Source organism: Desulfovibrio sp. (genome assembly GCF_034006445.1).
Taxonomy (GTDB): domain Bacteria; phylum Desulfobacterota; class Desulfovibrionia; order Desulfovibrionales; family Desulfovibrionaceae; genus Desulfovibrio.
Genome location: NZ_JAVESS010000010.1, coordinates 46,206 through 63,654 on the forward strand (window position 1 = coordinate 46,206; position 17,449 = coordinate 63,654).

At 60.2% G+C, this 17,449-nt stretch carries 16 protein-coding genes; 2 read left to right on the forward strand and 14 right to left on the reverse strand.

Annotated elements, in window-relative coordinates:
- Positions 1-92: 92 nt before the first annotated feature.
- The 11 genes from RBR41_RS09630 to RBR41_RS09680 form a co-directional block, all read right to left on the reverse strand.
- Complete coding sequence (locus tag RBR41_RS09630) at positions 93-842, reverse strand: ABC transporter ATP-binding protein (protein ID WP_320352352.1); 750 nt, start codon at positions 840-842, stop codon at positions 93-95.
- Positions 835-2,067 (reverse strand): iron ABC transporter permease, encoded by a 1,233-nt coding sequence (locus RBR41_RS09635; RefSeq protein ID WP_320352353.1) that lies wholly within the window; start codon positions 2,065-2,067, stop codon positions 835-837. Before RBR41_RS09635 ends, RBR41_RS09630 begins: the two co-directional genes overlap by 8 nt.
- Complete coding sequence (locus RBR41_RS09640) at positions 2,057-3,136, reverse strand: ABC transporter substrate-binding protein (RefSeq protein WP_320352354.1); 1,080 nt, start codon at positions 3,134-3,136, stop codon at positions 2,057-2,059. The genes RBR41_RS09635 and RBR41_RS09640 overlap by 11 nt, the downstream gene beginning before the upstream one ends.
- The gene (locus tag RBR41_RS09645) at positions 3,121-3,888 is read right to left on the reverse strand and encodes a class I SAM-dependent methyltransferase (RefSeq protein WP_320352355.1); all 768 of its coding nucleotides are present in this window, start codon (positions 3,886-3,888) and stop codon (positions 3,121-3,123) included. Before RBR41_RS09645 ends, RBR41_RS09640 begins: the two co-directional genes overlap by 16 nt.
- On the reverse strand, positions 3,876-6,086 hold the full coding sequence (locus RBR41_RS09650; protein ID WP_320352356.1) for a TonB-dependent receptor: 2,211 nt from the start codon (positions 6,084-6,086) through the stop codon (positions 3,876-3,878). The genes RBR41_RS09645 and RBR41_RS09650 overlap by 13 nt, the downstream gene beginning before the upstream one ends.
- Before the next feature lie 124 nt (positions 6,087-6,210).
- Entirely contained in the window at positions 6,211-6,747 is a 537-nt protein-coding gene (locus tag RBR41_RS09655; RefSeq protein ID WP_320352357.1) for an FmdE family protein, read from the reverse strand.
- A gap of 599 nt (positions 6,748-7,346) precedes the next feature.
- Positions 7,347-7,973, reverse strand: coding sequence for a tetratricopeptide repeat protein (locus RBR41_RS09660; protein ID WP_320352358.1), 627 nt, complete (start codon positions 7,971-7,973; stop codon positions 7,347-7,349).
- The gene (locus tag RBR41_RS09665; RefSeq protein WP_320352359.1) at positions 7,970-8,362 is read right to left on the reverse strand and encodes a hypothetical protein; all 393 of its coding nucleotides are present in this window, start codon (positions 8,360-8,362) and stop codon (positions 7,970-7,972) included. Before RBR41_RS09665 ends, RBR41_RS09660 begins: the two co-directional genes overlap by 4 nt.
- Before the next feature lie 118 nt (positions 8,363-8,480).
- Positions 8,481-9,149, reverse strand: a complete 669-nt coding sequence (locus RBR41_RS09670) for a YkgJ family cysteine cluster protein (protein ID WP_320352386.1) — start codon at positions 9,147-9,149, stop codon at positions 8,481-8,483.
- Positions 9,150-9,455: 306 nt separating this feature from the next.
- Complete coding sequence (locus tag RBR41_RS09675; RefSeq protein ID WP_179981165.1) at positions 9,456-9,644, reverse strand: ferredoxin; 189 nt, start codon at positions 9,642-9,644, stop codon at positions 9,456-9,458.
- Positions 9,645-9,867: 223 nt separating this feature from the next.
- Positions 9,868-11,313 carry a trypsin-like peptidase domain-containing protein gene (locus RBR41_RS09680; RefSeq protein WP_320352360.1) on the reverse strand — a complete coding sequence of 482 codons (1,446 nt, stop codon included), beginning with the start codon at positions 11,311-11,313 and terminating at the stop codon, positions 9,868-9,870.
- A 170-nt stretch (positions 11,314-11,483) separates the two neighbouring features.
- On the opposite strand from RBR41_RS09680, the gene cobT reads away from it, so the two are divergent.
- Both cobT and RBR41_RS09690 read left to right on the forward strand, forming a co-directional pair.
- On the forward strand, positions 11,484-12,572 hold the full coding sequence (gene cobT, locus RBR41_RS09685; RefSeq protein WP_320352387.1) for a nicotinate-nucleotide--dimethylbenzimidazole phosphoribosyltransferase: 1,089 nt from the start codon (positions 11,484-11,486) through the stop codon (positions 12,570-12,572).
- Positions 12,566-13,741, forward strand: coding sequence for an oligopeptide/dipeptide ABC transporter ATP-binding protein (locus tag RBR41_RS09690; protein ID WP_320352361.1), 1,176 nt, complete (start codon positions 12,566-12,568; stop codon positions 13,739-13,741). The genes cobT and RBR41_RS09690 overlap by 7 nt, the downstream gene beginning before the upstream one ends.
- A 439-nt stretch (positions 13,742-14,180) precedes the next feature.
- On the opposite strand, the gene proC is transcribed toward RBR41_RS09690, so the two are convergent.
- The 3 genes from proC to RBR41_RS09705 all read right to left on the reverse strand — a co-directional run bounded on the left by proC (position 14,181) and on the right by RBR41_RS09705 (position 17,444).
- On the reverse strand, positions 14,181-15,011 hold the full coding sequence (gene proC, locus RBR41_RS09695; protein WP_320352362.1) for a pyrroline-5-carboxylate reductase: 831 nt from the start codon (positions 15,009-15,011) through the stop codon (positions 14,181-14,183).
- Between the two features lie 3 nt (positions 15,012-15,014).
- Positions 15,015-15,434, reverse strand: a complete 420-nt coding sequence (gene ndk / locus RBR41_RS09700) for a nucleoside-diphosphate kinase (protein WP_320352363.1) — start codon at positions 15,432-15,434, stop codon at positions 15,015-15,017.
- A 384-nt stretch (positions 15,435-15,818) separates the two neighbouring features.
- Positions 15,819-17,444: a divergent polysaccharide deacetylase family protein gene (locus tag RBR41_RS09705; protein ID WP_320352364.1), complete on the reverse strand. Its 1,626-nt coding sequence runs from the start codon at positions 17,442-17,444 to the stop codon at positions 15,819-15,821.
- Positions 17,445-17,449: the final 5 nt, after the last annotated feature.

Here is a 17,449-nt window from a genome sequence, read left to right on the forward strand (position 1 = left end):
GCGTCTTTCCTGGTATTTCTGCGTTGAACTTCGTCCTGTATTCCGGACGAGTGCCATCAGAGTACACTCCCTGCATAAAAAGCTCGTTTTCCTTAAAAAAGCACATGGGGCTGGCCGTCAATGGTCTGCAAACGGACTGCCATGCCGTATGCGCGGCCAAGGTCATGCTCGCTCAGTCCCGATGTCGGCCCCTGATATGCCGGGCGTCCCTGGTGCAGAAGCATGGCGTGCTGCGTGTAGCGCAGCGCATAGCTCAGGTGGTGCAGCACGATGCACACACAAATGCGGCGAGTTGTACTGATATCTGTAATTGTTTCAAGCAGTTCAACCTGATTGCGTATGTCCAGGTGGTTGACGGGCTCATCCAGCAGAAGGACGGGAGCTTCCTGCGCAAGAGCGCGGGCTATAAGCACTTTTTGCAGCTCGCCGCCGCTGAGGCTGGTGACGCACTGTTTTTCCAGATGGGTGAGATGCAGTTCTTCAAGGGCGGCCTGTGTTTTCAGGCGATCTTCCTTGCCGGGCAGCCAGCCCATGTGCGCTCTGCGCCCCAAAAGCACGGCATCAAAAACGCTGCTCGGCACGGGCTGGGCAGTCTGCGACAGGTAGGCCACGGCTTGCGCGCGCTGGCGGCGGTTCAGGCCGAAAAGGCCGCTTCCTCCGTACAGCACGCGCCCGGATGTGGGGCGTTCAAGCCCGGCCACAATTCTGGCAAGGGTGCTTTTGCCCGCGCCGTTGGGGCCGATGAGGGCCATGCAGCGTCCCGGTTCAAGGCAAAAGGATATGCCCTCAAGGATGGTTTTGCCGGAGCGTGCCACAAGAGAGATGTTTTCGGCCTCAAGCATGCGCCCTGGCCCCCCTGAAAAGAATGTACAGAAAAACCGGAACCCCGGTGAAGGCGCAGACAATGCCTACAGGCAACAGGGCGGGGTAGATGATGGACTGGGCCACGAGGTCGGCTGCCAGCAAAAAACACGCGCCAAACAGGGCGGAACCGCCTAGCAGAAAAAAATGTCCGGCGTGGGGAAAGATGAGCCGCACCATGTGGGGCGCCACCAGGCCCACAAAGCCGATGACCCCGTAAAAGGCGGTGGCAAAGGCCGCCATAAGCGAGGCCATGAGCAGGGTAGTGCAGCGCAGCCGCAGCACTGACACGCCCAGAGCCGCCGCCTGGGCGTCGCCCCAGCGCAGGGTGTCATAGTCCAGGTTGCGGCGCAGGGAAAAGACGAGGCCCGTCAGCAGCACGAGGCCCACCAGCGCGACCTCGCGCCAGCTTCCCCTGCCCAGATCGCCGAAGCTCCAGAAAACGGTGGCGGCCACCTGGCTGTCAGAGGCGAAAAACTGCAAGGACATGGTGGCGGCCCCAAAGAGGGTGGACAGGGCCACCCCTGCGAGAATAAGCCCCTGCGGCCCCATGCCCCGCACCATGCTGAAGGCCAGTATGATCAGGGCCGCGCTGAGCGAACCGGCCAGCGCGCCCATGGCCACGGTGCTCAATCCCGCCAGTCCGCCAGCCATGGGCAGAATAACCATGGAAAAGCTGGCTCCAAAGGCGGCCCCCTGTGAAAGCCCCAGGGTAAAGGACGAGGCCAGCGGGTTGTTGAGCACATTTTGCAGCATGGTTCCGGTGAGAGCCAGGGACGCGCCGACAGCCAGGGCGGCGCAGACCTTGGGCAAGCGCAGATGGAGGACAAAATAACGTAAGGATTCGTCGCCGGAAGCGCTGAACAGGGCGGCCCAGATGTCGGACCACGAGCGTGAAAGCGCACCCATCTTTAGGCCCGCCAGCCCCAGCAGCACGGTCACAACCAGCAGTGCCGCCATTGAGAAGACGCGCGCGCGGGGGCCATCCCACGGTTGGGAGCAGCAGTCCCCTTTTGGGGCCACAAAAAGCGGGGAGTGCTGGCTGCCGCAATAAGCCTGGCTGCCGCAGTGGGCGTGCGGGCTGTCGCAGTGGGCCTGGCTGCCGCAGTGGGCATGCGGGCTGTCGCAGTGGGCCTGGCTGCCGCAGTGGGCTTGGGGGTGCTGGGCCGTGTCACTCTGGCCGCCAGTGGGCACCTTACCGGGCATAGTCCAGCCCCTGTGCGGTCAGTTGCAGTCTGCCCGGCCTGCCGGTGACGCGCACCATGTCTTCATACAGGGGGAAGCCGTTGAAAAGAATGAATATTTCATCGGCCAGCGCCTCGGGATCAAGGCTGGAATATCTTTGGGGGTAGGCTGCCTTGGCCATGAAAAAGGCATTGATATACAGCACTTCAGGATTGTTGAAATAGGCCGTGTGGGGCAGCAGCAGCCAGGTGTTGCCGCTTGTGAGGGCTGTGAGGCGTTCATAATACCGCCGTTCGCTGTCCAGCGCCTGGCGTATGAGCGGCAGCCCGTTGCCGTCTATGAAGATCAGGGGCGGGTCGGCCGCCAGCAGAAATTCCCTGTTGATGAAAAAATGTCCTGATTGGCCCATACCATCGACCATGTTTTTTACGCCCGAAAGCGTGAAGGGCAGAAAGTCGGCGGCCGTGCTTTTGATGTCCTGGTTGCCCTTGTAGGAAAGCCCGCCCATGTAGGCCTGCACCATCGCTTGTTCAGCCGGGGCGGGCAGGCGTTTGGCCAGATCGCCAATGCCCGTGACCAGTTCCTGAGCGCGTTCTTCCCTGCCCAGAATGTTTCCGGCAAGGAGGATGGACTCAAAAAAAATCTCGCTGTCAAAGGCGGGCAGCCCCTGACTCAGGGCAATGACCGGCACGCGCAGCTTGCGCTGGATCTGGTCAGGTTCTGACGGATCAGTGGAGATGATAAAGACCACATCCGGGTTGAGGGCCACAATACGTTCATAGTTGGGCACGCGCACGGCCCCGGCCTTGCCGACCACGGGCAGGTCTTTGAAGCGCTCGCGGTTGCAGAGCACATAGGGCTTGGCAATGACGGCCTTGTCGATGTCCTCCACGCCCACGATCCTGTCCTGCGCGCCAAGGTAGGTCACAAAGGCCATGCTGCTGCCAAGGGCGATAACGCGCCGCACGTTTTGCGGCTCCGGCACTTCCACAAGGCGGCCCATGGCGTCGGTGACGGGGCGCGCCCCGGCAGGAGCCGCGCCCGACAGCAGCGCCAGAGCCAGCAGGAGCAGACTCAGCGCTTTTGCCATATGATCATCTCGATGACATAGTCCGTGCGTTCCACATACTGGCCTTGTTCATCCTTGAATGTCTCCACGTGCGCTTCCACAAAGCGCGGGTCGGGTTCCGCGCCGTATTCACGCAGGGTGGTGAGGCAGACGTCCACAAGATCCTCACGGCTTTTTGCCACCACCCACTGGCCCGTGACCGGGATGGCTGTGTAGGGCACGCCATTGCGGTCAAGCCAGGATCGCATATCCTGGGCATTGTTGAAAATTTTTGGGGCAATGCCGTAGTGCTCGTGCAGGCCCTGCATGACGTTGGAGAGCATGCGGTCTGAAAAGCCCATAAAAACCACCTTGTCGGCGGCATACTGCATGAGCTTTTCTCTACTTGCGTCGCTTTCAATGGCTGGCGTCATTGAGGCAAAAACAACGTCAAAGCGTTCATGGGCAGAAAAGTCATCCCAGCCGGAGCATACGGTGGTAATGTTGGTGATGTGCATGGCCGCGGCGTCTTCGCGCAGCAGGCGCAGCATCTCGTCGGACACGTCCACCGCCGTGACGTGCTCGCCCATGCGCGCCAGACGCAGGGTGTACATGCCGCTGCCACAGCCCACATCCAGAATGCGTTTATTGGTGAAATCCACTCCGTTTTCCATGGCGTGACGAAGCATCTTGGCCTCGTAGGTATGATCGCCTTCCTCAAAGCGCGGGAAGGTGCGCGAGCGGGCATTCCAGAATTCACGCTGCTTTTGCTGTTTTTCGTCTACAGTTCCCATTTGATGCTGACCCCCGCGTTGATTCCCAGTGCCGGGTATCCCCAGGCTTCTTCATACTGGGTGTTGGTTATGTTGTCCGCATAGGCTTCAAGAGTAAGGTGTTCGTCAACCCTGTAGCTGAGGCTTGCGCCAAGGGTGGCGTAGTCGTGCAGCGTGCCCTTACGCAACTGGGCCGTATTGACGTAGTAGTTGCGTTGCCCCACATAGGTCAGCACGGCGTCAAGGGTGAACTGTTCGTTGATTTTCCAGGTGGTTCCAAGGGTTCCCTTCCAGTCGGGGATGTATTCCAGCCTGTCCAGCACGCCGTTGGGGTCGGCAGGGTCATTGGTTTTTTTGCTGTCCTGCCTGGTGATGGCGGCGTTGACCGTCACAGTGTCCAGCAAATCATAGCTGCCGCTCAGGGTGGCCCCGTATATTTCGGCGTCGATATTGTAGGCGGCCCAGGCCTGGTAGCTCGGCGACCGGTTAACGTAGACAGGTTTGTGAACGATGTAGTCCTGAACGGTGTAGTAAAAGCCGGAAAGCTTGAGAAAACCCTTGCCCCCGAAGCTGTATTTATAGGCAGCGTCAATGCCGCGCGCGGTTTCGGGCTTTATGTCCTTGCCCACCAGATAGGGCACGTTGACCGTGGCGTCCCGCGATGATGCCTGCGAGTTCCAGTACAGTTCCGGGATGGTGGGGGTTCTGTAATTCTGGTACAGCGCAAGGGAGGCGGACTGGTGTTCGGTAAAGTCATACGTGAGCATGATCTTTGGGGAAAGCTGCGAGTTTAAAAGATGTTTGTCCTGACCTTCAGGGCTGTAGCTGAAACTGTCGTAGCGCAGGCCCATATCAAGACGCAGGCTGTCGGTGATGGAGAACTTGTCGGCCAGAAAGGCACCCGTGACCGTGGCGGGCCTGCCTGCTTCTGCGGAGTCCATCTTGCCCGTCCACTTGTTGGCCCCGGCCTTGTTGTAGTTTTCGTCCACATATTCAACGGTGATGGGGCCGGGGGTCAGCCTTTTGTATTCAACACCCGTCATGAGCTCGTGGCCATGAACGGTGACGCCCGTTTTGAACTTGAAGCCGTAGGTATTGTCCACAATGACGTTACGGTCCAGTACGAGGTCGCCGTTTCTTGTTTGGGAGGGATTAAAGTCTCTGGGATTCGTTGTTTTTAACTGCATGCGGGCGTCAACGTCCGCATAGTTTTTTTCACGGCGGCTTTCGCTGTTCTTGAAACCGGAGACTTCAAAGTAGGCGGTTTCAAGAAACTCCTGCCGATAGGTGAAATCCATAAGGTGGCGGTACTTGGTCCAGTGCGCGCCGTCGCCGATAACCGTCATGGAAGGCGTGGGCGAACCACCGGCAAAGCTTTCGCCGCTGGCTGTTGGGTAGTTGGAGTCAATGGCGGAACTGAAGCCGGGCACATCCGGATTGGCGTCGCTGGCGGGGTTGCCGTCGTTTCTGTTGCTGCGGATAAGCCCGCGCCGGGTCTGGCTGTAGTTGTACCCCAGGGTGAGTTCTGCCCGCCAGGGCAGGTCGATGTAGAGCTTGGGGTTGAAGTGGAAGGAGTCGTAGTCGTTGTTGCGCAAAAAGGGGTCGGCGTGCTGATGGCTCAGGCCCACGCTGAGGCCGATGGCGTTGAACTTCTGGGCATAGCTGCCGCGCACGTTGTGAAAATCGTAAAAGTCCTTCCAGCCGCCCATGGTGGCGTAAGCGCTGAAATGGGGCTGCTCCGTGGGCCGACGGGTATAGGCGTTGATGACCCCGCCAAGGGCGCTGTTGCCGTATTCAACCGAACTGCCGCCCTTGATGACCTCAATCTTCTCGATATTGTCCAGCGGGATGGTGCCAAAGTCGATATAGTTGCCGCCGGACATGCCCGTGGAACTGATATCACGCCCATCAAGGTTGAGCATGATTCTTTTGGATTCCATGCCCCGTATGGAAATGATGTCGCTGCTGTCTCCCATGGCGGCCTTGCGCTTGAAGGATATTTCAGGGTCGCGCACCAGGTAGTCGGCCACGTTGTTGCTGCGGTTTTTTTCCACAACAATGGCGGTTGTTCTGTCCAGATTGTCTTCTTCCATACGTCCGGTAACCTTTATGGGATCCAGAACAAAGACATCCTGCATGAGGTTGTCGGAACCGGCCGCGATCCCCGCTCGGGGAAAGGCCATAACTGCCAGCAAGCACAGACTGAGAACAAGTTTCATGCGTACTCCGGAGCGGCGCCTGTGCTGAAGGTTGGTGTCAGTCCTGCGCATGTGATGTTTTTTAAAAAAGTGCTACTGTCTGATGGAAAAAAGGCTGCTCGCGGCAGCCTTTTGCCTTTTTTTGTTACCAGCGCCGGTGGTATGTATGCTGGCAGTCCAGGCAGACCTTTTTGCCGTCCTCAAGGCGCAGCATGGGTTCCGCCACGCCCTCGCCGCAGACTTCGCAGGCTATGGTGGAAAAAATGCGGGGAGCTTCAGGGATTGCATAGTCCGGGGCCGCCGCGCTGAATAGTTTTTCAAGCGGCATGTCCATAAGGGTTTGCTGCCATTCATCCCTGCTGGCCTGTTCGCTTTTATTGACCTGCAGGCACAGGCGCAAGGACGCGCCGCTTTCGCGGTCAAAAAAGGAATAGGCGTGTTTGCCGCGCGGGCGCGCCACAAGATTGCCCTTGCCAGCCGAACAGCCGAGCAGGCTTTGAATGGCGTCCACACCGCAGGCGTCGTTTTCTGTAACGCAAACAAGCTTGCCGTAGGCGGCCTGCCCAAGCACGGGGTGGGCCATCACAGCCTCCACGGCGCGCAAACCGATGACAAGGCCGGGGCAAAGATGCCCGTGAAAGGTTACGGCCCTGTTGAGCCTGTCCGAAGCTGATTGGTCCATGATGCCCCCCTGCATGCAGCCTGACTCTGCATGCCAGTTTCCGCATAGCTGTTTGCTTTTGCATGGCAGTTTGGCCACGCCTTCCCGTGCGCGGCCTACCCCGGTCATCCCTGCCCAGCGGCATTGTCGCCGTGTGGATACGACGGTACGGCTTTGGGCAATTCATAGTAACACAATTTGAATTATCGTAACACGTAAGGCTAAGCTTGGCAAGAAGTCTGCGCTTGTTTGCCATGCACGTTGGCGACGCACGCAGGCAGCAGGATTTGGCAGTGGCAGGGCAAGGGCCGTGTGTGTTGCAACGCTTTGTGGGGAGGGCGGGTTGTTCTGTCAGTAAAGAGCAGGGCGGGCAGCGGTGGACGTGCTGTAGAGCAGTTTACGAATGAAATGAGTTAAATGCTCTGCAAGGATTTTTCTAAAAAATCCTTGCCACGAAATGCGAGCAGGCGGGCTTTTGCCTGCCGTACGCGAGCATTTCAAGTGTTAAATGCTCTAGAATGGCAGGTGCGGCCTTGCGCAAAAGAATGAAAAAAGCCCGGAGGGGGCCTCCGGGCTTGTGATTTGCGCGAAAAGAAGAATCAGCGTTTCCAACTGGCTCTTTAGCCGGCGTTTTCCTTGAGCTCTTGCATGAATCCTTCGGGCACTTCAAAGCCGAGCTTTTGGGCTGTTTCCGCCGCTTCTTTGGCCTTGGCATGCTCGCCCTGGTCAAAATAGGCCAGCGCAAGGTTGTTCCAGGCAGGGGCAAAGGCGGGTTCTTTTTTGATGATGGCCAGGCACTGTTCTTCGCAGGCCTTGTAGTTGCCCTTCATGAAATAGGCCGTGGCCAGGGCGTTTTGCGCCTGCACAAAGTTGGGGTCCCACTTGAGGGCCTTGTTCAGGGCGGTGATGGCCTTGTCGGGTTCGCCGCGCTGCAGGTGTACAAAGGCGATATTGCCCCACGGCACGGGGAACTTGGCGCGGCAGTTGGCGGCTTCTTCATTGTAGCGCAGGCAGCCGTCAAGGTCGCCGCGTTCAAGGCAGATGCCGCCAAGCTGCACGTAGGCCTCGGCCAGGTGCGGCGAATTGCGCACGGCCTCCAGAAAGGATTCTTCGGCGGCCACAAAGTCGCGCTTGCTCAAAAGGGCCAGGCCCAGATTATAGTGATGGTTGGCGCATTGCTCATTTCCGGCAATTTCCGCCTTGAGGTCTGCAATATACTCGTCCAGATCGTCGTAGCGAGCTTTCATTGGATGTGTCCTTCTTTTTTCAAAAGATCATGGTACCAGCGGCAAAAGTCGAAAATGCCCATGTATTTTTCGTCTTTATTGATGACGCCCAAAGCGCATTCCATAGCGCCCTTGCTGTAAGCCTTGCCGTACGGCCCGTTCTTGGCCGTATCGCGCAGAAATTCGTTGATAAGCTGTTGCGTGGTGCGCTTTGAGATGTCCGTGCGCAAATCAAGAGGATCATTGGGTTTCTGGAAAGGATCCCAGTTTTCATAGCCCAGGCGGTCCACAAATTTGCGGCGACGCGGATTCATGCGGTCATAAATCTCGCGCTTGAGCTTTTCCTGCTCTTCGTTCAGTTCTTGCGGCGTGCCGTCCCGAAAGACGGTGGCGGGTATGCTGCCGTACATGCCGTACTCCTTGCTGTGCGCCAAAAACGTCTGTGGGCGTGCCGTTCCGGTTTGTGCCGGATTCGCCGCAGCCACGCCCGCGCGCACGGCGGTTGCGGCTGATATTGCCAGCGGCGGCCTAATCTTCTTTCTTGGCGGGGCCTATGCCAAGGTACGCCTCGTCATAGCGGGTCAGCAGCGCCATGGACAGCGGCACATAGACTTCATGCAGTTCCTTGAAGCGCGACTTGGCGGCAGTGGCAATTTCCTTGCTCAGATCTTCAAGCCTGGCCTGCATCTTGTCCATATGCACCGTGGGGTAGGAACGGCCCTTTTCAAAAGCCGAGAACCCGCATACGTGCCCCTGGCCGCCAATGGCCGTGGGCACGCCGTAAAGCCGACAGGTGATGGGTCTGGCTTCATACAAAAGGCAGCGATCTTCATCGTCCAGCAGCGGACAGCGCATCTTGACTTTGGCGGCCACGGACATGATGGCTTCGGGGCTTTCGCCGTCTTTCTCAGCGCGGTACAGTTCGCGCTTGAGGCGGGTGATGTGGCGATCCAGTTCAGAAGCGCGCTCCAGAATGGCCGAGCGTTCGGGCCCGTAATTGAAAGCTTTTTCAAAGGCCCTGTGAATATACATGGCCTCCACCAGCGAAAGGTCGAACATGGCGTGGCAGCAGTCGCTACAGCCTTCTTTACAGGTCACGCACTGCGGACATGCCTCCCGTACCCGGTCAAAGAGGGTGTCGGCCTCAGCCCGCAGGTTTTCATAACGGGCGAAAATGTCGGTCAGATCAGGGATCATGGTCATCCTGTGGCTGTGCGGAGGGCGCGTACGGCCGTCCGGCAAATGTGCGGCAGGGCGCAGGCGGAAGGTGTGAACCTTGTTTTTGCGGGCGTTCTGGCCAGGCCTGAACACAAAGCCCACAAGGCGTATCCGGTCGCGCCCGGCGTAGTGTACGGGATTTCAAGGCTGGTTGTGATCCGCAGGGAAAAACCCCGCGTTTCGCCTTGTATGTAAGTGCCGCCTGGCGCTCGTGCGTCGGGCGGCACAACACTCAGTCTGTGACTGGGTCAGCAATGGAATGCCAAACGGCCTTCCACCATTACCTTAGTTTTCTTCAATGGTAATGGCGCTGACTTCACAGACTTCGACACAGGATTCACAGCCGAGGCATTCTTCAGCGTTCACCGGTTCGGACTTACCGTCCTTGATTTCATAAACTTCAACGGGGCAAACATCCACGCATTCGCCACAGCCGATGCACTTGTCCACGTCAACATTCACATTGTAACCCATGATGTCCTCCCAATAGGTTGTCTTGCTTGATCTCACAAGCGGGTAAAATTAGCTTGTGCAATTGGATAGCTTTAGCCTACCCCCCTGTCAAGTGCCCTTTGTTCTGTGCCTGAAAAGCCTCGCCATGCGCTGGTTTTCAGGCGTATGGCCTGTGATGGGGTCAAAAAGGCAAAGCATTGCCGTACCCCGCCGGAATCTGCCCGAAGGGGCGTAATCCGGCTGCTCAGGGCATTATTCTGGCGTAATAGCCCTTGCCGTTACGCATGACCTGCAAAAGCACCTGCCCGGCCATGCGTTCGCGCCGGAAGGCCTGCAACAGATCGTTCATCTCGCGTACAGGGTTGGCCCCCACAGCGGTGATTGCATCGCCCTTGCGCAAGAAACTTGAAGCCCCCTGCTTGTTGACGCTGTTGACCACAACGCCGCCGGATGTCTGCACCGCGCTGAAACCCCAGCGTTTTTCCATGAGAGCGCGGGCGTTTTCATCCGTAAAGGGCGCGGGAACAACCTCGACCGTCACGGCCCGGCCGTCCCGCCGCAGGGCCAGGCGCAGCTTTGCGTCTGGCGTCTGGTTGCGCAAAATATCAAGATAGTCGCGTCGGTCGCGCACGGGCGTTGCATTGATGGTGTCCAGAATGTCGCCGGGGCGTATCTGGGCCTTGTCGGCAGGAGTGCCGGGAAAAACCATATTGATCAGCACGCCGCGCGCGTTCTTGAGGCCCAGCGCCATGGCGGTTTGCACGTCCACATCCTGCACGTCAAGCCCGAGCCACAGGGGAGCGACCTTGCCGCTGTCCACAAGGTCGGCCATAACCCGGCGGGCCTTGTTGACGGGGATGGCAAAGCCTATGCCCTCGGCCCTGGCGTCCACGGCAGTGTTGATGCCGATAAGCACGCCCTCCAGATTGAGCAGGGGGCCGCCGCTGTTGCCGGGATTGATGGCCGCGTCGGTCTGTATGAGGTCGGTAAAGGCGCTGTTGCGGCTGCGTATGGTGCGCCCCAGGGCGGAAACCACACCCGTCGTGACCGTATGGCTGAAGCCGAAGGGGTTGCCTATGGCAATGACGGTCTCGCCCGGCATCACGTCGTCAGAATCTCCAAGGCGCACTGCCGGAAGATTCTGCGGGGCCCTGATCTCCAGTACGGCTATGTCGAAATCAGGGTCGGCCCCCCGCACGATGGCGGGGAACTCACGCCCGTCAAGCAGGCGTACCATGACTTCGTCGCCGCCCGCGATAACGTGGGCGTTGGTGAGCACGAGTCCCTTTTTGCCGTCAACAATAACGCCTGTTCCCAGGCTTTCGCGCTTCTGGTTGCGGGGGGAGGGGCCGCCGAAATCCGGGCTCAATCCAAAGCCCGGCCCAAAAAACTGTTCCAGAGGCGAAAGATATTGCCCCTGAATCATATGGGTGCTGGTGATGTTGACCACAGCCGGAGCAACGGCCTGCACGGCGCGAACCACAGGGGTCATGCGCGGGCTGTTTTCCTGAGGGGCCGCGCCTGCCTGCGCAGGGGCAAGGGTAAGCAGCCCGCCGGAAAGAAGCGTCAGCAAGGTCCAGTAGAGCGCCCAGGACAAGGTGCGGTGGACGCCGCAAAAATGCCGTTGCCCGCACAGGGAACGAACCCTGGAGGGAACCTGGGCATATATGGTTGTGAGAGTTTGGGTCATTGGTGAGAATCCTCGGTTTCGTATACCCGTCATAATAAGCACCCTCAGGCGATGGTAAAGGGCGGGCTGGCATATTCTCTCTGTTTGCCGCGCCTGCCCTTGCGCACGGAAAGGGGAAAGGCTAGAGAAAAATTATGAACGACACCACTTCACAGTTTTTTTCATCCCCAATGGCACTTGAAAGGATTTTTCCCGACCTGCATATCGAACCTTTGCGCCAGCAGGATCTGGATGCGGCCCAGGCGCATCTCGACGACCTCACCAAACCCAGAGGCAGCCTCGGCAGGCTTGAAGATCTGGCCCGCAGGCTCTACGCCATGCGTAGGGGGCAGGTGCCCCTGCGGGTACAGCCTGCGCTCATGCTAACCGTTGCGGGCGATCACGGCGTGGCGGCTCAGGGGGTTTCGCCTTTTCCGCAGGCCGTGACGCGCCAGATGGTGCAGAATTTTTTTGGCGGCGGCGCGGCCATCAACGTGCTGTGCCGCAGCATGGGCATGGAACTGCGTGTTGTGGACGCCGGTTGCGCTGGCGGCCCGTTTGCGCCGAACCCCATGCTGCTGGACTGCCGCCTCGGTGACGGCACGGCGGATATGACGCTTGGCCCGGCCATGAGTGTGGAAACCTGCCTCAAGGGGTTGCGTGCGGGCGTCAAACTGGCTCATGACGCCGCAGACAAAGGATATCAGTGTCTTGGCGTGGGGGAAATGGGCATTGCCAACTCCACTGCGGGTACGGCCCTTTACTGCGCGCTGCTGCACCTTGAACCTGAGGTCATGGCAGGGCCGGGGGCGGGAGCCGATGCGGCCATGGTGAAGCACAAGGCCCAGGTAGTGCGCAAGGCCCTGGCCGTTAACGAAAAAGCGGTGCGCAGCGGCGATCCCTTGAAAGTTCTGGCCGCTCTTGGCGGCTACGAGATTGTGGTAATGAGCGGCATCATGCTGGGCGCGGCCTCGCGGCGCTTGCCCGTGCTGGTGGATGGCTTCATTTGCAGCGCGGCCTATGTGGCGGCCTTGCACATATGCCCGGTTCTGGCCGAGTACGCTGTGCTGTCCCATGCCTCGGCAGAGCAGGGGCACGGTCGGGCGCTGGCCCGGCTGGAGGAGGCCACGCCCGAACAGCGGCCCCTGCTGCACCTCGACATGCGGTTGGGCGAGGGCACCGGGGGGGCCGTGGCCTATGGCCTGCTACGCTGCGCCGCCGACATCTATAATGATATGGCCACATTCAGCGCTGCCGGTGTGGCGGAGCAAACATGCTGACCATGACAGACGGTGCCAGGGGGGATTTGGATGCGCCTCGCGCGGACGGCGTGACGATAACTCCCGCTACATGCCCTGCCGCAGACCCGGCAGTAGACCCGGCCGCAGGCCTTGCTGCTGATTCCGCCGCAGGCCTTGCCGCAGATTCTGCCACAGACCCTGCCGCAGGCCCGGCAGTATACCCGGCCGCAGGCCTTGCCGCAGACCCGGCAGTAGACCCGGCCGCAGCCCCTCTGCTTGAACTGCGCGAAGTTTCACGGCGTTTTGCCGTCAGGCGGGGTTTTTTTGCCGAGCAGCGCCTTCTTACGGCTGTGGACGCCGTGAGCCTTTGTCTTTATCCCGGTGAAAGTCTGGGGCTTGTGGGCGAATCGGGCTGCGGCAAATCGACTTTGGGGCGGCTTGCCTGCGGTCTGCTCGCACCCTCAGAGGGGCAGGCGCTGCTTGGCGGCAGGGATTTGCCCCCGGCAGGGGCCAACAGCTGGGCCTCCGGGCAGATTCAGATGGTATTTCAGGACCCTTTTTCTTCACTCAACCCACGGCTTTCCGCCAGGGCCTCCATTGCCGAGCCTCTGGCTGCGCGCAACATTCCCCGGGGCGAACGCCTCAGGCTGGCTGACGAAATGCTTGCCACCGTGGGGCTTGAAGGCATGGGGGGAAGGTACCCTCACGAATTTTCGGGCGGCCAGCGTCAGCGCATAGCCGTGGCCCGCGCGCTTATCACCCGGCCTCAGGTGGTGGTATGCGATGAGCCCGTGTCCGCTCTGGACGCCTCGGTGCAGGCGCAGATACTGAACTTGCTGCGCGACGTGCAGGAACACTTTGGCCCGGCCTATCTTTTCATTTCGCACGACCTTTCCGTGGTGGGTTTTTTGTGCAGGCGCATTGTGGTCATGTATCTGGGGCAGGTGGTGGAAGAAGCCTCAGCGGAGCAGCTTTTTTCCGGCGCGGCCCACCCCTACACGCAGGCGCTCATGGCCGCCATGCCCACGGGCGAGGGCGGGGGCTATCTTGCCCCGCCGCTGGAAGGCGAACTGCCAAGCCCTCTGGACCCGCCGAACGGCTGCCGTTTTCATCCCCGTTGCCCCAAGGCGCAGGATATTTGCCGTCGTGAGGCTCCGGCCTGGAAGGAGCGCGCCCCGGACTGGCGGGCACGCTGCTGGTTTGCCTGACGCGCACCGGGCAGGGCGCTCGAAGGGCGGGCCGAAAAACCGTTTTTCCTGTTCTTTTACCGAATGAAACGTCGGCTTTCAGGCATGCCTGAAAGCCGACGTTATTTTTACCGCGCCGGACTGGCCACGGGTTTTGAAACATCCCCACTTCAGATCAGAAAACCCTTTGTGCCTAGAGCAGATTAACTTTGAAATGCTTCACATTTCAAAGTGTTCATTCAGCCGAAAAATGTGATTTTCAGCTGAATCCACGCCACGTTGTGGCGCGCTGCACTTTTGTGCAGCGTTAGAGCATTTACACTTTTTCAAAGTTAAAATGCTCTAATGAACCACAACAAGAGTTTTAGGGGGAGGGGGTGTGGGGGAGGAGACCCTTTTGCAAAAGGGTCCCTCCCCCACAAAGTATTTCACCATAACCTTAACCTAACCGCCTAACCGCCTAACCGCCCTTGCGTTCCATTTCCGCACCGCGGGCGTCAGCGGCCAGCACGGCGTCAACCAGAAGGCCGGTGAGGCCCGCGCGATCCAGCACGTTCACTCCGGCAATGGTCAGGCCGCCGGGCGAGCAGACGTTGTCCCGCAGCTGTCCGAGGGGTGAGGCGTCCTGCTCCGCCATGCGGGCCGATCCGGCAAAAAGGGCCGTGACCATCTGCCGTGACTGGGCGTGGGTGAAGCCCAGCGTCACTCCGGCCTGCACGAGTCCCTGCATCATGGCAAACACGTAGGCCGGGCCAGCGCCAATGAGCGCGGAAAAGGCCGTGAACTTTTCTTCAGCCAGTTCAACGCACTGCCCCAGAGTGCCGAAAACCTGCAAAAGGTTTTGCTTGTGGCTTTGGGAGAGTTTGGGGTCTTCAAGGCACAGGGCAAACACGCCCATGCCCACCAGGGCGGGCGTATTGGGCATGCAGCGCACTACGGGGCAGGCGTTTTCGGCCCATTGGGCAAGGCTGTTGCTGGTGATGCCCGCAGCCACGGACACAAGAACCTTGTTTGCGTCAAGCGCGGGGCGCAGTTGCCCCACCACTTCCCGTATCTGGTAGGGCTTGACCGCCAGAATGATGATGTCCGCATTTTCGGCCACAGCGAGGGGGCTTGTCATGACCTGCACCCCTGCTTCTTCAAGGGGACGCATGCGCGAGGTTGTGCGGTTGTAGCCACACAAAGCGTAAGCGTCCGTCTGGCCCTGGGTATGGCCCGCACTGCGGGCCAGCCCGGCCAGAATGGCTCCACCCATATTGCCGCAACCTACACAGCCTATGCGCATTGTCATGATTTACTCCGAAATTTCCAGGCCACTGAAGAAATAGCCAATTTCAAAGGCGGCGGTTTCCTGAGCGTCCGAGCCATGCACGGCATTGGCCTCAATGCTCTGGCCGTACTTGGCGCGGATGGTTCCGGATTCGGCCTGGGCAGGGTTGGTGGCGCCCATGAGAGCCCGCCAACGGGGCACAGCGTCTTCACCACGCAGCACCACGCAAACCAGGGGGCCGGAGGACATATAGTCCGTCAGGCTGTCGAAAAAGGGGCGTTCGCGATGGACGGCATAGAACCCGGCGGCCTGGGTCTTGGAAAGATGCAACCTTTTGAGGGCCACGATCTTGAGCCCGGACGCCTCCATAGCCGCCAGTATTTCACCGGTGAACTGGCTTGCAACGGCATCGGGTTTGATAATGGCAAAGGTGGATTGCATCATGACACACTCCTTAATCTGATAGGAAAAAGACGGGACGCCGCATACGCCCCGGCGCGCCCCTTGCGGCGCACTGCCCGTCCGGTGCGGCTCCCCATCGGAGCCACGGCGGGCAAAGTTGTTAACATGGCGCTTGGGGCATCGTCGTGGTGAGGATGCACTGCGACCGCGCGGGCAAAGGCCCGGCATGCGCTGCGCCTGATGTAGAAAAAATGTCCTGGCCTGTGGCGCGGCTACTTTTAGAGCATTTAACACTTGAAATGCTCGCGTACGGCAGGCAAAAGCCCGCCTACTCGCATTTCGTGGCAAGGATTTTCAGAAAAATCCTTGCAGAGCATTTAACTCATTTCATTCGTAAACTGCTCTAGCACGGCCACTATGGCGTGGCTATCGTGCAGGTGTACGGGCCGTATCGGCAGCCTTTTCCTGCGCAAGGCGCCAGACCAGCCGCCGCAGGGGCACAAGGGCCACCTGCTCCTTGTCCTGCCAGGTTCGCAGGGCGCGCAGGGTTTCCTCATACGGGTGACCGATGGCCACTGCGTAGCCTCTGGCGCGGGCCTTTGCCGCCGCCTGATCCAGGGCGGACAGGATGTCGGGCGTCTGGCGGCGTGTATCAAGAAAAACGTCCCGCACGGCGCTTACCATGCCCAAGGCCCGCGCCTGCACTCCCAATTGTGAATCCGGGGTGGTGAGGCTGTCCAGCACAAAAAAGCCCATGCCCTCAAGCCAGGCGCACAGGTGGCGGCAGGAGGCCGCGCTGCCTGTGAAGGCCGAGCCCATATGGTTGTTCAGACCCATGGCCGACGGCAGGGCAGAAAGATTGTCCGTAAGGGCAGCCCTGATCTGGCCGGGATCCATATCCGTACGCAAGGCTCCCGGCCCGGGCTGCGGGCGTTTGCCGTCTGCTCTGGCCAGCGGCTCCATGGGCACATGGGCCATGACGTCGAGCCGCCGCTGTGCGGCCACATCCGCCGTTGCACGCGCGTGCGGCGCGCGCGGCCAAATGGCCAGGGTTACAGGATAGGGCAGGGCGGCCAGCGCCTCCGCGGCACTCAGGCTTTGGCCCATATCGTCAATAACCAGTGCAAGGGCGGGCCGGGGCAGAGGTATTGCCAGATCAGCCAGTTGCGCCTCGCGTCCAGGAAAAAGAAAGCGGTGCGTGAGACGGCCATTATCGTATATGTCCAGACTTCCCGCATCTGTCCAGGCGAGGCGGATTGCGCCGTTGGCAAGGTCTGGGCCAAAACGGTCTGGGCCAGCACGGTCTGGATCAGGCAGGGCAACTTCACTGTGGGGCAGGGCCGCGCCGCCTTTGGCATTGGGGCCGTTTTCACCACGCAGGCCGCCGGGGGCGGCCTCTTCAGCCGCGAGCTTTGTTCTTTCCGCCAGAACAGTGGCGTCTGGCCGGGCCAGCTTGTCCAGCAGCCCCAGGCCGAGGCGCAGCGGAGCGCAGGGGCCTGTCACTGTATAGACGCGGACCGCAGGAGCCTGGCTGGCGGCAGCGGGAAACTCGGCTGCCTGCCCCGACGCTCCGGAGGGTGCGCCAGAGGCTGCGCCGGAAGAGTCGCTGTTGCCGCGCTGCGCGTTTTTCGCCATGCCCTTGGGGTCAGCCGTGCCGCCAGGGTAGCCGCCATATCCGCTGTCTGGGCCGCCACCGATAGGGGGAGAAGCCAGTTCCCGCCGCCAGCGGGCGGTGGGCAGCGTTTGCGGCAAAACTTCTTCCACCATCTTGTCCAGCGCATCCAGTCTGGCCTGCGGATCGGCGGCGTCCCTGCCTTTTTGCGGCCTCTGGCCCGGAAGGGCAAACAGGGGGGCGCTGGCGGCATCCGTCACTGCCGGGGACTGGTTTTCAGCAAAGGGGGCGGGCGCGTCACGTCCCACCCACAGGGCAAAGGCCAGACTGGCCGCCAGCCAGAGCCCCCCGGCGAGGGCCATGCGTACAGACGCGGAAAGCCTCCCGCCCGACCACAAAGGGCCAGTCTGGAGGCTTTCCGTATCATTTTTATGAAGCATGTGCT

Bases quoted from the DNA above. Each gene is read 5' to 3' on its own strand.
- RBR41_RS09670 (WP_320352386.1), bottom strand. From the start codon at position 9,149: ATGATCCCTGATCTGACCGACATTTTCGCCCGTTATGAAAACCTGCGG.
- RBR41_RS09660 (WP_320352358.1), bottom strand. From the start codon at position 7,973: ATGAAAGCTCGCTACGACGATCTGGACGAGTATATTGCAGACCTCAAG.
- RBR41_RS09675 (WP_179981165.1), bottom strand. From the start codon at position 9,644: ATGGGTTACAATGTGAATGTTGACGTGGACAAGTGCATCGGCTGTGGC.
- RBR41_RS09645 (WP_320352355.1), bottom strand. From the start codon at position 3,888: ATGGGAACTGTAGACGAAAAACAGCAAAAGCAGCGTGAATTCTGGAAT.
- RBR41_RS09665 (WP_320352359.1), bottom strand. From the start codon at position 8,362: ATGTACGGCAGCATACCCGCCACCGTCTTTCGGGACGGCACGCCGCAA.
- RBR41_RS09640 (WP_320352354.1), bottom strand. From the start codon at position 3,136: ATGGCAAAAGCGCTGAGTCTGCTCCTGCTGGCTCTGGCGCTGCTGTCG.
- RBR41_RS09630 (WP_320352352.1), bottom strand. From the start codon at position 842: ATGCTTGAGGCCGAAAACATCTCTCTTGTGGCACGCTCCGGCAAAACC.
- ndk (WP_320352363.1), bottom strand. From the start codon at position 15,434: ATGATGCAATCCACCTTTGCCATTATCAAACCCGATGCCGTTGCAAGC.
- RBR41_RS09655 (WP_320352357.1), bottom strand. From the start codon at position 6,747: ATGGACCAATCAGCTTCGGACAGGCTCAACAGGGCCGTAACCTTTCAC.
- RBR41_RS09690 (WP_320352361.1), top strand. From the start codon at position 12,566: ATGCTGACCATGACAGACGGTGCCAGGGGGGATTTGGATGCGCCTCGC.
- cobT (WP_320352387.1), top strand. From the start codon at position 11,484: ATGGCACTTGAAAGGATTTTTCCCGACCTGCATATCGAACCTTTGCGC.
- RBR41_RS09650 (WP_320352356.1), bottom strand. From the start codon at position 6,086: ATGAAACTTGTTCTCAGTCTGTGCTTGCTGGCAGTTATGGCCTTTCCC.
- proC (WP_320352362.1), bottom strand. From the start codon at position 15,011: ATGACAATGCGCATAGGCTGTGTAGGTTGCGGCAATATGGGTGGAGCC.
- RBR41_RS09705 (WP_320352364.1), bottom strand. From the start codon at position 17,444: ATGCTTCATAAAAATGATACGGAAAGCCTCCAGACTGGCCCTTTGTGG.
- RBR41_RS09680 (WP_320352360.1), bottom strand. From the start codon at position 11,313: ATGACCCAAACTCTCACAACCATATATGCCCAGGTTCCCTCCAGGGTT.
- RBR41_RS09635 (WP_320352353.1), bottom strand. From the start codon at position 2,067: ATGCCCGGTAAGGTGCCCACTGGCGGCCAGAGTGACACGGCCCAGCAC.